The sequence below is a fragment of the Rhizobium sp. 01N447_2 genome (genome assembly GCF_056399245.1).
The window spans coordinates 42,284-56,306 of the sequence record NZ_JBFTQY010000042.1; the positions used below are offsets into that span (position 1 = coordinate 42,284).

At 62.1% G+C, this 14,023-nt stretch carries 14 protein-coding genes and 1 riboswitch; of the genes, 9 read left to right on the forward strand and 5 right to left on the reverse strand.

Annotated features, from left to right (window positions below):
• Positions 1 to 78: 78 nt before the first annotated feature.
• Positions 79 to 702, reverse strand: a complete 624-nt coding sequence (locus tag AC1ECN_RS24430; RefSeq protein WP_130672641.1) for a TetR/AcrR family transcriptional regulator — start codon at positions 700 to 702, stop codon at positions 79 to 81.
• Positions 703 to 797: 95 nt separating this feature from the next.
• On the opposite strand from AC1ECN_RS24430, the gene AC1ECN_RS24435 reads away from it, so the two are divergent.
• Positions 798 to 1,766, forward strand: coding sequence for an SDR family NAD(P)-dependent oxidoreductase (locus AC1ECN_RS24435; protein WP_165406133.1), 969 nt, complete (start codon positions 798 to 800; stop codon positions 1,764 to 1,766).
• A gap of 272 nt (positions 1,767 to 2,038) precedes the next feature.
• Here the strand turns inward: AC1ECN_RS24435 and gcvP are convergent, their stop codons facing one another.
• The 3 genes from gcvP to gcvT are packed head-to-tail and all read right to left on the reverse strand — an operon-like array spanning position 2,039 to position 6,425.
• Positions 2,039 to 4,903, reverse strand: a complete 2,865-nt coding sequence (gene gcvP, locus AC1ECN_RS24440; protein WP_130672639.1) for an aminomethyl-transferring glycine dehydrogenase — start codon at positions 4,901 to 4,903, stop codon at positions 2,039 to 2,041.
• Positions 4,903 to 5,265 carry a glycine cleavage system protein GcvH gene (gcvH, locus tag AC1ECN_RS24445; RefSeq protein WP_017964444.1) on the reverse strand — a complete coding sequence of 121 codons (363 nt, stop codon included), beginning with the start codon at positions 5,263 to 5,265 and terminating at the stop codon, positions 4,903 to 4,905. Before gcvH ends, gcvP begins: the two co-directional genes overlap by 1 nt.
• Before the next feature lie 23 nt (positions 5,266 to 5,288).
• Positions 5,289 to 6,425, reverse strand: a complete 1,137-nt coding sequence (gene gcvT, locus AC1ECN_RS24450) for a glycine cleavage system aminomethyltransferase GcvT (RefSeq protein WP_018072219.1) — start codon at positions 6,423 to 6,425, stop codon at positions 5,289 to 5,291.
• A 157-nt stretch (positions 6,426 to 6,582) separates the two neighbouring features.
• Positions 6,583 to 6,675, reverse strand: a riboswitch (glycine riboswitch).
• A 157-nt stretch (positions 6,676 to 6,832) separates the two neighbouring features.
• Between gcvT and AC1ECN_RS24455 the strand changes: the two genes are divergently transcribed.
• Entirely contained in the window at positions 6,833 to 7,213 is a 381-nt protein-coding gene (locus tag AC1ECN_RS24455; RefSeq protein ID WP_018072217.1) for a hypothetical protein, read from the forward strand.
• 73 nt (positions 7,214 to 7,286) lie between these two features.
• A complete protein-coding gene (locus AC1ECN_RS24460) occupies positions 7,287 to 8,303 on the forward strand; it encodes a copper chaperone PCu(A)C domain-containing protein (RefSeq protein ID WP_477954351.1) in 1,017 nt (338 codons plus the stop codon).
• A gap of 124 nt (positions 8,304 to 8,427) precedes the next feature.
• On the opposite strand, the gene AC1ECN_RS24465 is transcribed toward AC1ECN_RS24460, so the two are convergent.
• Positions 8,428 to 8,694: a hypothetical protein gene (locus AC1ECN_RS24465; RefSeq protein ID WP_024321788.1), complete on the reverse strand. Its 267-nt coding sequence runs from the start codon at positions 8,692 to 8,694 to the stop codon at positions 8,428 to 8,430.
• A 122-nt stretch (positions 8,695 to 8,816) separates the two neighbouring features.
• Here AC1ECN_RS24465 and crcB point away from each other — a divergent pair, with 122 nt between their 5' ends.
• The 6 genes from crcB to AC1ECN_RS24495 all read left to right on the forward strand — a co-directional run bounded on the left by crcB (position 8,817) and on the right by AC1ECN_RS24495 (position 13,892).
• The gene (gene crcB, locus AC1ECN_RS24470; RefSeq protein ID WP_018072214.1) at positions 8,817 to 9,194 is read left to right on the forward strand and encodes a fluoride efflux transporter CrcB; all 378 of its coding nucleotides are present in this window, start codon (positions 8,817 to 8,819) and stop codon (positions 9,192 to 9,194) included.
• A gap of 94 nt (positions 9,195 to 9,288) precedes the next feature.
• A complete protein-coding gene (locus tag AC1ECN_RS24475; RefSeq protein ID WP_477954353.1) occupies positions 9,289 to 10,281 on the forward strand; it encodes an RluA family pseudouridine synthase in 993 nt (330 codons plus the stop codon).
• Positions 10,278 to 10,931: an HAD-IA family hydrolase gene (locus AC1ECN_RS24480; RefSeq protein WP_018072212.1), complete on the forward strand. Its 654-nt coding sequence runs from the start codon at positions 10,278 to 10,280 to the stop codon at positions 10,929 to 10,931. Before AC1ECN_RS24475 ends, AC1ECN_RS24480 begins: the two co-directional genes overlap by 4 nt.
• A gap of 9 nt (positions 10,932 to 10,940) precedes the next feature.
• Positions 10,941 to 11,726, forward strand: coding sequence for an ATP12 family chaperone protein (locus AC1ECN_RS24485; RefSeq protein WP_024321787.1), 786 nt, complete (start codon positions 10,941 to 10,943; stop codon positions 11,724 to 11,726).
• Positions 11,727 to 11,793: 67 nt separating this feature from the next.
• Positions 11,794 to 12,252, forward strand: a complete 459-nt coding sequence (locus AC1ECN_RS24490) for a calponin homology domain-containing protein (protein WP_020397551.1) — start codon at positions 11,794 to 11,796, stop codon at positions 12,250 to 12,252.
• Positions 12,253 to 12,359: 107 nt separating this feature from the next.
• Complete coding sequence (locus AC1ECN_RS24495; protein ID WP_018072209.1) at positions 12,360 to 13,892, forward strand: acyl-CoA carboxylase subunit beta; 1,533 nt, start codon at positions 12,360 to 12,362, stop codon at positions 13,890 to 13,892.
• The last annotated feature ends 131 nt before the right edge of the window (positions 13,893 to 14,023 follow it).

Genomic DNA, 14,023 nt, shown 5'->3' on the forward strand with positions numbered 1-14,023 from the left:
GACCAGCATTTGTCGACGCGGAAGGCGTCGGGCAGGAAGCCGGATCTGAGACGGCCGTGCCGGAGTGGTACGACAGCCTCAGCGACTGGCTCTCATGCCCGCTATCAGAATATCGATGAGTTGCCTTGCCGCATCCCGCCAGGCGGGGCCACAGCTGATGCTCGCGCCGCCCGCCAGGGCGCGCAGGATATCGAGCGGGTCCATCGCCAGACGGATTTCACCGGTGGCGACTGCGCGATCCACCAGCAGATTGACGGCACCTATGATCAAATCGGCAGAATCGACATAGAGCTCGGAGGTGCCGCCGACCAAAGAATCCAGCACTTCGGACATGCCGTGTTTCGTCACGACATAATCCACGAACTGCACCAGCCACAGGCGGAGCGCTTCGACAGGCGGATGTGTCTCGGCAAGGCTTTTGGCGGCAGCGGCAAGCTGCGTCGTCTCGTTGCGGTAGATGGCGGAAACCAGTGCATCGCGCGTCGGGAAATGGCGATAGAGTGTGCCGATGCCAACGCCGGCGATGCGGGCGATTTCCTCCAGGCTGGCACTGGAACCCTTGTCGGCAAAAACGGTCTTTGCCGTTTCCATCAGCAGAAGACGATTGCGTTCGGCATCCGCACGCGGCTTTCGGACCGTGGGCTCGTCACTTTTTTTGGCCATTTCCGAGAGGTCCCCTTGATAAGCGGAGGCGCCCTCCATATTTATCTGGAGGCACCCTCCTTTTATTTCATTTGAGGCCGGCGGGCAATGGTCCACCAGCCTGGAGCGGTGCGTCCATGATCAAGGAGATAATCATGAGTGGACTTTTTGGCGCGACATCAACCACCGATGAGGTGCTTGCCGGCGTCGATCTCAAGGGCAAGCGCGTTCTGGTGACGGGTATTTCGGCCGGCCTCGGCGTGGAAACCGCGCGTGTGCTGGCGGCCCATGGAGCGCAGGTGACGGGTACGGCACGTGACCTTGCAAAGGCGAGGGCGGCAACGGAAGTCGTGCGCGCCGGTGCGGCCAATGGCGGCAGCCTGGATATCGTCGAGCTTGATCTTGCCTCTCTGACAAGCGTGCGCGCCTGCGCCGATGCGCTCACTTCGGATGGCCGCCCCTTCGATGTCGTCATTGCCAATGCCGGCGTAATGGCCGCTCCCTTCGGCCGCACCGCCGATGGCTTCGAAACGCAGTTCGGCACCAACCATCTCGGTCATTTCGTGCTGGTCAACCGCATCGCACCGCTCGTCAAATCGGGCGGCCGAGTGGTGATCGTCGCATCCTCGGGCCATCGCATGGCACCTTTCAGCCTCGACGACCTCAACTTCGAGAGCAAGACCTATGAGCCCTGGGCGGCCTATGCCCAGTCGAAAACCGCAAATATCCTGTTCGCGGTGGAACTCGACCGGCGCCTCAAGGAGCGCGGCATCCGCGCAACGGCACTGCATCCCGGCGGCATCCAGACCGAGCTCGACCGTCATCTCGACCCTGACATGATTGAAGGCATGATAGTGCAGATCAACACAGCACTTGCCGCCGAGGGCAAGCCGTCCTTCCAGTGGAAGACGATTCCTCAGGGTGCGGCTACCTCCGTCTGGGCAGGTTTCGTCGCCCCGGCAGATGCGGTCGGCGGCAGATATTGCGAGAATTGCCACGTCTCCGAGGTGACGGATGCGGAGATCAGCCCGATTTCCGAAGGCGTGCGCACCTACGCGCTCGATCCCGAGACGGCCAGGGCATTGTGGGCCAAAAGCGAGGATATGGTCGGCGAGCGCTTCTAGGCCGCAAACCGGCACGCTTCGACGCTGATAAAGTGCAGGGGAACTGGGAAACTGGTGCCCCCTGCCGAGGAATTGAACCTGGATCGGCTGCTAACCAGACAGCTGCTTTTACGTTGAGCTACGCTGGGCGTAGCGTGTTCGCAGACGAACGGAGCTTCGATAGACGGTTAGAGAGCAAGGTTAACCGCGCATTTCTATCGGAATTAGGAAAGCCCCTCCCATGATGGAAGGGGCTCGGGTTGCTCGGCCCTTTGCTGCACCAGGCTTGACCGCTACTCAGCCGCCTCGGCGTAGCTTTCCACCGGCGGGCAGGTGCAGATCAGGTTGCGGTCGCCATAGACGTTGTCGACGCGGTTGACCGGCGACCAGTATTTGTCGACGCGGAAGGCGCCGGGCGGGAAGCAGGCCTGTTCGCGGCTGTAGGGACGATCCCATTCGCCGACGAGATCTTCCACCGTGTGTGGGGCGTTCTTCAGCGGGTTGTTCACCTTGTCCATGCGGCCATCCTCGATGGCGCGGGCTTCCTCGCGGATCGCCAGCATCGCCTCGCAGAAGCGGTCGAGCTCGGCCTTGGTCTCGCTTTCCGTCGGCTCGATCATCAACGTGCCGGCGACCGGCCAGCTCATGGTCGGCGCATGGAAACCGCAGTCGATCAGCCGCTTGGCGACATCGTCGACCGTGACGCCCGAGCTGTCGACCAGCGGACGGGTGTCGATGATGCATTCATGCGCGACGCGGCCGGTCTCCGACTTGTAGAGCACGTCATAGGCGCCCTTCAGCCGGGTGGCGATATAGTTGGCGTTGAGGATCGCCACCTTGGTCGCCTGCGTCAGGCCTTCGCCGCCCATCATCAGGCAATAGCTCCAGGAGATCGGCAGGATCGAGGCGGAGCCGAAAGCGGCGGCTGAAACCGCACCCGAACGGCCGTCGGTTTCGGGATGGCCGGGCAGATAGGGGGCCAGATGCGCCTTGACGCCGATCGGGCCCATGCCGGGTCCGCCGCCGCCATGCGGAATGCAGAAGGTCTTGTGAAGGTTCAAGTGCGAAACGTCGGAGCCGATGTCACCGGGGCGGGACAGGCCAACCATGGCATTCATGTTGGCGCCGTCGAGATAGACCTGGCCGCCATGCTCATGCACCAGATCGCAGATTTCCTTGACGGTCTCCTCGAAGACGCCGTGCGTCGAAGGGTAGGTGATCATGCAGCAGGCTAGGTTTGCCGCATGCTGCTCCACCTTGGCGCGGAAATCGTCGAGATCGATATCGCCGTTTTCACGCACCTTGACGACGACCACCTTCATGCCGACCATCTGGGCCGAGGCCGGGTTGGTGCCGTGTGCCGAGGTCGGGATCAGGCAGACGTCGCGATGGGTATCACCATTGGCGATATGATAGTTGCGGATCGTCAGCAGCCCGGCATATTCGCCCTGCGCGCCGGAATTCGGCTGCATGGAGAAGGCGTCGTAGCCGGTGACGGCGCAGAGCTTTTCGATCAGGTCGTCGATCATCTCGCGGTAGCCGAGCGCCTGGTCGGCCGGCACGAAGGGATGGATGTCGGAAAATTCCGGCCAGGTGATCGGCAGCATTTCCGCCGTCGCGTTGAGCTTCATCGTGCAGGAGCCGAGCGGGATCATCGAGCGGTCGAGCGCCAGATCGCGGTCGGAAAGCCGGCGGATGTAACGCGTCATCTCGCTTTCGGCGCGGTTCATGTGGAAGATCGGATGGGTGAGGTAATCGCTGGTCCGAAGCAGGCCCTTCGGCAGGCGGTAGGAAGGCTCGAAATCGGCAATGGTGAAATTGCCGCCGAAGGCGCGCCAGACGGCTTCGAGCGTCGCCGGCCKGGTGCGTTCGTCGAGGCTCATGCCGATTTTGGTTTCGCCGACCTTGCGCAGATTGACGCCTTCGGCGACGGCGGCACGCAGGATGAGGGCCTGCATGTGGCCGACATCGACGGTGATCGTGTCGAAGAAAGTGTCGGGTTCGACCTTGTAACCGAGCTTTTCCAGCCCCTTGGCCATCAGCACGGCTTTCTGGTGCACCTGCTGGGCGATCGCCTTGATGCCCTTCGGGCCGTGGAAAACGGCGTACATCGAGGCCATGACGGCCAGCAGCACCTGGGCGGTGCAGATGTTCGACGTCGCCTTCTCGCGGCGGATATGCTGTTCGCGGGTCTGCAGCGACAGGCGATAGGCGCGGTTGCCGCGGGCATCGACGGAAACGCCGACGAGGCGGCCGGGCATCGAGCGTTTGATGGCATCCTTGACCGACATGTAGGCTGCGTGCGGGCCGCCGTAGCCGACCGGGACACCGAAGCGCTGCGAGGAGCCGACGGCGATATCGGCGCCCATTTCGCCGGGCGATTTCAGCAGCGTCAGCGCCAGGATATCGGCGGCGACCACGGCGACGGCGCCGGTCTGGTGCAGGCGCGAGATCAGGCCGGTGAAATCATGCACGTGACCGTGCGTGCCGGGATACTGGAAGATTGCGCCGAAGACGTCGACAGGATCGAGATCGGTGAAGGGATTGCCGACGATGACGTTCCAGCCGAGCGGCTCGGCGCGGGTGCGGATGAGGGCGATGGTCTGCGGATGGCAGTCGGCATCGACGAAGAAGGCCCTGGCGTTCGACTTGGCGACGCGCTCGGCGATCGCCATGCCTTCGGCGGCAGCGGTTGCCTCGTCGAGCAGCGAGGCGTTGGCGACATCGAGGCCGGTGAGGTCGCAGATCATCGTCTGGTAGTTCAGGAGCGCTTCCAGGCGGCCCTGGCTGATCTCCGGCTGATAAGGCGTATAGGCGGTGTACCAGGCGGGGTTTTCCAGGATGTTGCGCTGGATGACAGGCGGCGTGATCGTGCCGTAGTAACCTTGGCCGATCAGCGAGACCAGCACCTTGTTCTTGTTGGCGGTCTCGCGCAGCTTGTCGAGCGCCTCGCGCTCGGTCATCGGGGCGCCCCAGACGAGCGGCTCCTTCTGGCGGATCGAGGGCGGCAACGTCGCGTCGATCAGGCCATCGAGGCTATTATAGCCGATCACCTTCAGCATGTCGGTCATCTCGGCCGGCGAGGGGCCGATATGACGGCGATTGGCGAAATCGTAGGGCTGATAGTCGGTGAACTGGAATTCTGTCGGCGTCGTCATTACGCAGTGAGCTCCTTGTAGGCCGCCTCGTCGAGCAGGCCGTCGGCGTCGGCAGCATTTGCAAGCTTCAGCTTGAAGAACCAGCCGGCGCCCTGAGGATCGGAATTGACCAGCGACGGATCTGCAACGATGGCCGGATTGACCTCGGTGATCTCGCCATCAAGCGGACAATAGACGTCGGAAGCAGCCTTGACGGATTCAACGGTCGCGGCATTACCGTTCTTGGAGAAGGTCGCGCCGACTTCCGGCAGCTCGACGAAAACCAGGTCGCCGAGCTGATCGACGGCATAGTTGGTGATGCCGACCGTCGCAACGCCGCCTTCGATCTTCAGCCATTCGTGTTCTTCGGTAAATTTCAGCATTGTTCGTCCTCTCTGGAAAAGGTTTAGCGTTTGTAGGTCGGTGTGACGAAGGGCAGGGCGCTGACGGTGATCGGCAGATATTTGCCGCGCACCTCGGCGTAGACGAGCGTGCCTGGCGCAGCGTGGGAGACCGGCACGTAACCCATGGCGACGGGGCCTTCGACGCTGGGACCGAAGCCGCCTGAGGTGACTTCGCCGATTTCGACCTTGCCCTCAGCATCGGCATAGAGCTTGGCATGGCCGCGCACCGGCGCCTTGCCTTCCGGCTTCAGGCCGACGCGGCGGCGTGCGGCGCCGTTTTCGAGTTCGGACAGGATGCGGCCGGAGCCCGGGAAGCCGCCGGCGCGCGCACCGTTGCCACGCCTTGCCTTCTGCATGGCCCATTCGAGTGCTGCCTCGACCGGCGAGGTGGTCGTGTCGATATCGTTGCCGTAGAGGCAGAGGCCGGCTTCGAGGCGCAGCGAATCGCGGGCGCCGAGGCCGATCGCCTGGACGTCTGGATGTTCGAGCAACCGCATGGTGACATCAACTGCCTTGTCTGATGGGATCGAGATTTCGAAGCCATCCTCGCCGCTGTAGCCGGAGCGAGAGACCAGACAGGAAACGTCGTGCAGGCGGCAGTGGCGCACGTCCATGAATTTCATCGCTGCGACATCAGCCCAGAGTTCGGCAAGAACCGAAACCGCTCGCGGTCCCTGCAGCGCGATCAGAGCGCGATCGAGAACGGTGATGTCGCATTGGTCGCCGATATGGGCCTGGAGATGGGCGACATCGGCCTCCTTGCAGGCGGCGTTGACAACGACGAAGAGGTGCTCGTCGAGATGGGCGATCATCAGGTCGTCGAGAATGCAGCCGGTGTCGTCGGTGAAGAAGCCGTAGCGCTGGCGGCCTTCGGCAAGACCAAGGATATCGACGGGCACCAGGCTTTCGAGCGCCAATGCGGCATCCTCGTAGCTGCCCGACTTCGCCTTCACGATGACCTGGCCCATATGGGAGACATCGAAGAGGCCTGCTTCGGCGCGGGTATGAAGATGTTCCTTCATCACGCCCAAGGGATATTGCACCGGCATGTCGTAACCAGCGAACGGCACCATGCGGGCGCCGAGCTGGAGATGCAGGGCATGCAGCGGGGTTTTCTTCAGGGCAGCAGTATCGTCCAAAAGACGCCTCCGGGGTTTGCGCCTTCTTCACGAAGGCGCGGGCTCAAATCTGAAGGCGCGGCTGCGCACTTCTCTCCTGAGCCCCCTCTGTCCCTGTGCCTGAGATTGTTATCCCTTCGGCGAGCGTTTCGAGAACGCTTCTCTCCAGAGTTCCGTCTGCCCCTTGCTGGTCCTTTTGCCTGAGAGTTTCCGGGGCGGTTGCTCCTTCGGCACCGGTGGCGAAAGCACCGGCTTCTCCCAACAAGGTTGGCGCAATTATCCGGCGGGTGCAGCACTTGGCAAGGCCAAATGTCGTGACCGGGCAAATTTTTGTCGCCTTATTCCCAGCAAGCGTTGATCTCAGGCAAATCTGCTTTTGCATTCCGTGCTAAAACCGGCTATCGCGGCCTTCTGTTGAAGGGGATCTCATGCGGCAGACCGGACTGAAAGCGACGCTCTTCCTGCGCATGCTTTGCGCATTGAGCCTGCTTTTGCTCGGCCTTGCCCATCAGGCGCCGCAGGCTGTCGCCGCCGAAGGCTACGATGCCGCGGCCTATGTGCTGCCCGACGGTACCTTCGCCTCGCTCTGCGTCACGGTGAAGGATGCCGACGGCAAGACCATCGCCTTCAAGCCGAATTGCGAAGCCTGCCGGTTGTCTGCCTCCGTCATCCTGCCGACGCCGGATGCGGACTCCTGGCTCGAGCGCGAACTCACTTCGCTGATCAACGCGCCGATCGAAACATCAGCCGTTTCAGGCGCAAGCGCCGTCTGGCGGCCGAATTCGCGCGCGCCTCCCACCCTCGTCTGATCTTCCTCCACCGCCTATGATTCAGCATGCCGGTCCGCCCGAGAAAATGCCGCGGCCGGCGAGGAGATATCCGATGAAGACCATCAAGACATTTGGCAAAACCCTAGGGCTTGCCGCCCTTCTTTCCGCAACCGCCTTTGCCGGCGCCGAGGCCCATGTGACATTCCTCGACAGAGAGGCGAAGCTGGAGAGCACCATTCTCGCCACGCTGCAGGTGCCGCATGGCTGCGACGGCAAGGCGACCACGGAAGTGCGGGTCAAGCTGCCGGAAGGCTTCGTCTTCGCCAAACCGCAGCCGAAGGCCGGCTGGGAGCTCGAGGCGATCAAGGGCGACTATCAGAAGACCTACGACAATCACGGCGACAAGGTGAACAAGGGCGCGATCGAAGTGCGCTGGAAGAACGGCAATCTCTCCGACGATTTCTACGACACCTTCGTCATCCAGGGTAAAGTATCGGGCGTCGAGGCCGGCACCTCGCTCGCCTTTCCGGTGACGCAGATGTGCGGCGATATGGTCACGGCCTGGGACCAGGTGGCAAAAGAAGGCGGCGATGCGCATGGGCTGAAGAGCCCGGCACCGCTCTTGAAGGTCGTGGCCGGCGAAGACCACGGTCACGACCATGACGATATGGCCGGCATGGACATGTCCGGTATGAACATGAGCGGGACGGCGGGCATGGGCGCTGCTACACCGGCTGGCGAAACGGTCAAGGTCGGCGATCTCGAAATCTCCGGCGGGTTCGCCAAGGCAATGCTGCCCGGCCAGCCGGTCGGCGGCGGCTTTTTCACGGTGAAAAACAACGGCAAGACGGACGATCGCTTGCTGTCGGTGACGTCGCCTGTATCAGGCGATGTTCAGATCCACGAGATGGAGACCAAGGATAACGTCATGCGGATGCGCCAGCTGAAGGACGGTATCGCCATCGCCGCGGGCGAGACGATCAAGCTTGAGCCCGGCAACCTGCATCTGATGTTCCAGAAGGTGAAGACGCCGTTCAAGCAGGGCGACACGGTGCCTGTGACGCTGACCTTCGAAAAGGCCGGCAAGATCGATCTGGTCCTGCAGGTGCTCTCCGCCCAGGGCAAGTGAGAGCAGCGATTCAAAGTGCTACAGCGTCCTTTGCGCGTCTGAAAAGACGCGCGGCGCCGTCGTTAAAACAAAAAGCCCGCGACTGTCATCGCAGTCGCGGGCTTTCGTTTGGAAGGCGATCGCCTCAGAAATCTTCGTAGGATCGGAGCGCCTGTTTCAGGCCGGCCTGCGGCTGGCGGTTGCCCTTGGCCATCAGGTCGAGTGCCACTTCGGTCGACTGGATGATGCTGGAGGGCTCGTCTATTTCCTCAGTGCCTTCGGCCTTCAACTGCCGGTCGGCCACGCGCCGTGCGTCGCGCGCCGCAGTGCTCGTCGCGACACGCTGCGGGATTCGGAGCGACTCGAAAGCAATGGCGGCGGTGTTGGCCGATACGGACAGGAGCTGGGTCATGCCAGTCACCGTATCGGCATGATCTTGGTGCCCTCATAAGAAAATCATTGGCATTTTACAAAATGGTAAGAATTCATATGAGCTCGATTGGAATCACTTTCGCAACGCGGTAAATCCGGCTCATGATCCAGGCTCTCCTTGTCGCCTTCGGCGGCGCTATCGGTTCCGTTCTCAGGTATTATGTCGGCCAGTGGGCGCTGAGACTGATGGGGCCGGCATTCCCCTGGGGCACGCTTGCCGTCAATGTCGTCGGCTGCTTCGTCATCGGCGTCTTCGCCGAGTTGATCGCGCGGAAGTTTAACGCCTCGGTGGAATTGCGCCTCGTGCTGATCACCGGCTTCCTTGGCGGCTTCACTACCTTCTCGGCCTTCTCGCTGGACGCCATCTCGCTGTTCGAGCGCGGCGAGACTGTCGCCGGCGGCATTTATATCGCTGCGAGCGTCGGATTTTCGATGGCGGCCGTCATCGCCGGGCTCGCCACCATGCGCGCTTTGGCCTGATTTCGATTCCGGTTTCCGTTTTGCGTGAAAATGCTCTAAAGGCTGCGGCAAGAACGCCGGCTCGGCCTGCGCTGCAATTTCCGAAAGATTTCTTATGGCTGGTATAGAACATATCAAGATTGAACCTGACGAGGCGGGCATGCGGCTCGACCGCTGGTTCAAGGTGCACTTTCCGGGGCTTGGCTTCGGTCCGCTTCAGAAGCTGCTGCGCTCCGGACAGGTGCGCGTCGACGGCGGACGTGTCAAATCGGATGCGCGCGTGCAGCCCGGCCAGACGGTGCGCGTGCCGCCGCTCGACGTCGATGCGAAGCTGAAATCCGGACCGATCGCCGGCAAGGATCTCAAGCATTCGACGGATTTCGAGCTGCTATCGCGCATGGTGCTGCATGAGGACGAAAAGGTAATCGTGCTCAACAAGCCTCCTGGTCTTGCGGTGCAGGGCGGCTCGGGTGTGGCCAGGCATATCGACCAGATGCTCGAAGCCTGGACCAGTCCGAAGGGCGAGAAGCCGCGGCTCGTTCACCGTCTCGACCGCGACACATCGGGTGTTCTCGTCATCGCCCGCACGCGCGGCGCAGCACAGAAGCTGACGGCCGCCTTCCGCGAGCGCGATACCAAGAAGAYCTACTGGGCGCTCGTCAAAGGTGTGCCGCGCAAACACGAGGACAAGATCTCGACCTGGCTCGTGAAGGAGCCGACGATCGATGGCGACCGCATGCGGATCGCCAAACACGGCGAGGACGGAGCAGATCACGCCGTTTCCTTCTATCGCGTGCTCGAAACCGCCGCCCAGAACCTCGCCTGGCTGGAGATGGAACCCTATACTGGACGGACCCATCAGCTGCGTGTGCACGCGCTTCATATCGGCCATCCGATCATCGGCGACCCGAAATATTTCGACGACGATCCGAATTGGGATTTTCCAGGCGGCGTCCAGAAGAAGCTGCATCTGCACGCGCGTCACATCGACATCCCGCACCCCTCAGGTGGGCGCCTGCGCATCAGTGCGCCGCTGCCGTCGCATATGGTGCAGACCTGGAATCTCCTCGGCCTCGATCTCGCCAGCGCCGAAAGGGACGCCGAATGAAACTGGCGCTTTTTGATTGCGATGGCACACTGGTCGATAGTGCCGGTCTGATCCACGAAACCATGCGCAGGACCTTCGATAAGTTCGGCAGGCCGGAACCGCGCTTTGAAGACACCAAAGCCATTATCGGCCTGTCCCTCGATATTGCGATTGCCCGCATGCAGGGCAGGCAGCATGTTGAGCAGCAAGACATCGACATGACGGCGCATTACAAATCGCTGTTCTCGATCGTGCGTCAGGATCTCGATTACAAGGAGCCGCTGTTTCCCGGCATCCGCGAGATGATCGACGCGATCAGCGGGCGCGACGACCTGCTGATCGGCGCCGTCACGGGCAAATCCCGCCGCGGGCTCAAGCTCGTGATGGAGACACATGGTTTCGACGGGCATTTCATCGTCGCACGCACCGCCGACGATTGCCCCTCCAAGCCGCATCCAGCCATGGTGACGGAATGCTGCGATGAAACTGGCATGAATGCTGCCGACACCATTGTCATCGGCGATGCGGTTTACGATATGCAGATGGCAAAGGCTGCCGGCGCCAAGGCGATCGGCGTTGCCTGGGGCTATGCCAGCGTGGATGAGCTGATCGCCAACGGCGCTGATGCGATCGCCTACCATCCGAACGAGATATTGCGTCATTTTTCCTGAGGTGAGCCCATGCGCGATCTGCTGAACGACCTTTCCGAAGGCCTGAGCCATCCCGATCCCATCCGCCGCGCGCAGATCCAGATGAAGAAGCCGCTGCCGAAGCGTTTCTATATCGACGTCGCCGTTGCCGAACACGAGGGCGGCTTTGCGATCACGCTCGACGGCAAGATGGTGCGCACGCCGGCACGGCAGGTTCTCGCCGTGCCGACCGAGGCACTCGCGCGGCTTGTCGCTGCCGAATGGCAGGCGCAGGGCGAGGAGATCAATCCTATGAGCATGCCGGTGACGCGGCTCGTCAACACCGCACTCGACGGCGTTGCCGCCAATGCGCAGGCGATCTTCGAAGATATCCTGCGCTTTTCCTCCAGCGACCTCATCTGCTACCGCGCCGAGGAGCCGGAATTGCTGGTCGAGCGCCAGGCCGAGCGCTGGGATCCTGTGATCGACTGGGCGGCGAATGATCTCGGCGCCCGGTTCATCCTCGTCGAAGGGGTGATGCCTCATGAGCAGCCGCGCGAGGCGACGGCCGCCTTCGCCGTCACGCTCGCCAGATATGACAGCCCGATGGCGCTTGCAGCGCTCCACACAGTCACCACGCTGACCGGCTCGGCGATCCTGGCGCTCGCCTTCGCCGAGGGCCGGGTGACGACTGAGGAGGCCTGGTCGCTTGCCCATCTCGACGAGGACTGGACGATCGAGCATTGGGGCAGCGATGAGGAAGCCGAGGAGCGGCGGACCAAGCGCTTTGCCGAGTTCAAAGCCGCAGCGGATGTTTTTTTCGCCCTAAGCGCCTGAAACATATTGCCTTCCAATGCATTATGACGAAGTCTGCGACTCCAACGGGGTGGTGCGGGATTTTGCAATGAATTGGCTGAGGTCGTGTTTTTGCCGGGCCGCACTCGTCTGTATCGCGCTCACGGCCTGCGTCAGCCTCTCGGCCACCAAGCCGGAGGCGCCGGTCTATGATGTGCGCAGTGCCGTCGTTCTCTCCGGCCCGAACATGCCGGCCGAGCTGCTTTCTGGCATCAACGACCGCGTCAACGCCGCGATCAACGCCACCGTGCACGATACCGTGCTGCCGCGGGTGGTGCTGACGATCCGCGTGGTTTCCATCCAAAAGGGCCTCGGCTTCCAGAAGGACCGCAACGTCGCCAAGATCAGCATCGACGCGGCCTCGGTCGAGGACGGCTCGGTCATCGCCGTCAGTGCCTTCGACGTGACCAGCATCGCTGCCGATCCCAAGCTTGCCGACGAGATCCTGGCCGAGGACGTCGCAGCAAGGATACGCTCGGTTTTCTCGCTCAGCGGGCGCGGGCGCTAAATAGTTAGAGCATGATGTTGTCCGAAAACCGCGCACACTTTTCGGCATCATGGTCTAGCGCATAATCTAACCGCAGGATTGCCGCCCGCAGCGGCGAGGGAGATCGCATGAAGGAAATTCTCGAGGAACTGGAACGGCGCCGCGGCATCGCCCGCCTCGGCGGCGGCGAGGCGCGCATCGACGCCCAGCACAAGCGCGGCAAGCTGACGGCGCGCGAGCGCATCGACCTCTTCCTCGACGAAGGCTCGTTTGAGGAGTTCGACATGTTCGTCGAACACCGCTCCACCGATTTCGGCATGGATAAGAGCCGGATTGCCGGCGACGGCGTCGTCACCGGTTGGGGCACGGTCAACGGCCGCACGGTGTTCGTCTTCGCCAAGGACTTCACCGTCTTCGGCGGCTCGCTATCGGAAGCGCATGCCGAGAAGATCATGAAGGTGCAGGACATGGCGCTGAAGAACCGCGCGCCGATCGTCGGTATCTATGATGCGGGCGGCGCCCGTATCCAGGAAGGCGTGGCGGCTCTCGGCGGTTATGCGGAGGTATTCCAGCGCAATGTGCTCGCCTCCGGCGTCATACCGCAGATCTCGGTGATCATGGGTCCCTGCGCCGGCGGCGATGTCTATTCGCCTGCTATGACCGACTTCATCTTCATGGTGCGGGACACCTCCTACATGTTCGTTACCGGTCCCGATGTGGTGAAAACCGTCACCAACGAGACGGTGACGGCAGAAGAACTCGGCGGCGCTATCGTGCATACGGTGCGCTCGTCGATTGCCGACGGCGCCTACGACAATGATGTCGAAACCTTGCTGCAGGTACGCCGGCTGATCGATTTCTTGCCGCTTTCGAATACCGCGCCGCTGCCCGAGATCGAATGTTACCAGTCGGTGACAGAGGTCGACATGTCGCTCGATACGCTGGTGCCGGCGAGCTCCAACAAGCCTTACGACATCAAGGAACTGATCCGGAAGGTGGCGGACGAGGGGGACTTCTTCGAGATCCAGGCGAGCTTTGCCGGAAATATCGTCTGCGGCTTTGGCCGCGTCGAAGGCTCCACCGTCGGTTTCGTGGCCAACCAGCCGATGGTGCTGGCCGGCGTTCTCGACAGCGACGCCTCGCGCAAGGCGGCCCGTTTCGTGCGCTTCTGCGACTGCTTCAACATTCCGATCGTCACCTTCGTCGACGTGCCGGGCTTCCTGCCGGGGACGGCGCAGGAATATGGCGGCCTCATCAAGCACGGCGCCAAGCTGCTCTTTGCTTATGCCGAGGCGACGGTTCCGAAACTCACCGTCATCACCCGCAAGGCCTTCGGCGGCGCCTATGACGTGATGGCGTCGAAGCATCTGCGTGGCGACCTCAACTATGCCTGGCCGACGGCGCAGATCGCCGTGATGGGCGCCAGGGGTGCCGTCGAGATCATCTTCCGCAAGGATATCGCCGATCCCGAAAAGATCGCCGCACATACGAAAATGTACGAGGACCGGTTTCTCTCACCGTTCGTCGCCGCCGAGCGCGGTTATGTCGATGAGGTAATCATGCCGCACTCGACCCGCCGGCGGCTGGCGCGCGGTCTGAAGATGCTGCGCAATAAGGATCTCGCCAATCCGTGGAAGAAACACGACAACATCCCGCTTTGACGTCTGGCCGCCGAATAAAAGTGTTCGGTCAGGTGTTTGGAGCCTTTCCTGGTCAGATTGCAGCATTCTGTTGGCTCAAACGGAGTCGGATGGTCGACCGGCCGGCGCGCGTCGTAGCCCAGCTCTACGGC

What these genes read in the sequence shown, in the direction of transcription:
- AC1ECN_RS24430 (WP_130672641.1), bottom strand. Translation starts at nt 702, where the DNA reads ATGGAGGGCGCCTCCGCTTATCAAGGGGACCTCTCGGAAATGGCCAAA.
- AC1ECN_RS24435 (WP_165406133.1), top strand. Translation starts at nt 798, where the DNA reads ATGAGTGGACTTTTTGGCGCGACATCAACCACCGATGAGGTGCTTGCC.
- gcvH (WP_017964444.1), bottom strand. Translation starts at nt 5,265, where the DNA reads ATGCTGAAATTTACCGAAGAACACGAATGGCTGAAGATCGAAGGCGGC.
- AC1ECN_RS24455 (WP_018072217.1), top strand. Translation starts at nt 6,833, where the DNA reads ATGCGGCAGACCGGACTGAAAGCGACGCTCTTCCTGCGCATGCTTTGC.
- AC1ECN_RS24460 (WP_477954351.1), top strand. Translation starts at nt 7,287, where the DNA reads ATGAAGACCATCAAGACATTTGGCAAAACCCTAGGGCTTGCCGCCCTT.
- AC1ECN_RS24465 (WP_024321788.1), bottom strand. Translation starts at nt 8,694, where the DNA reads ATGACCCAGCTCCTGTCCGTATCGGCCAACACCGCCGCCATTGCTTTC.
- crcB (WP_018072214.1), top strand. Translation starts at nt 8,817, where the DNA reads ATGATCCAGGCTCTCCTTGTCGCCTTCGGCGGCGCTATCGGTTCCGTT.
- AC1ECN_RS24480 (WP_018072212.1), top strand. Translation starts at nt 10,278, where the DNA reads ATGAAACTGGCGCTTTTTGATTGCGATGGCACACTGGTCGATAGTGCC.
- AC1ECN_RS24485 (WP_024321787.1), top strand. Translation starts at nt 10,941, where the DNA reads ATGCGCGATCTGCTGAACGACCTTTCCGAAGGCCTGAGCCATCCCGAT.
- AC1ECN_RS24490 (WP_020397551.1), top strand. Translation starts at nt 11,794, where the DNA reads ATGAATTGGCTGAGGTCGTGTTTTTGCCGGGCCGCACTCGTCTGTATC.
- AC1ECN_RS24495 (WP_018072209.1), top strand. Translation starts at nt 12,360, where the DNA reads ATGAAGGAAATTCTCGAGGAACTGGAACGGCGCCGCGGCATCGCCCGC.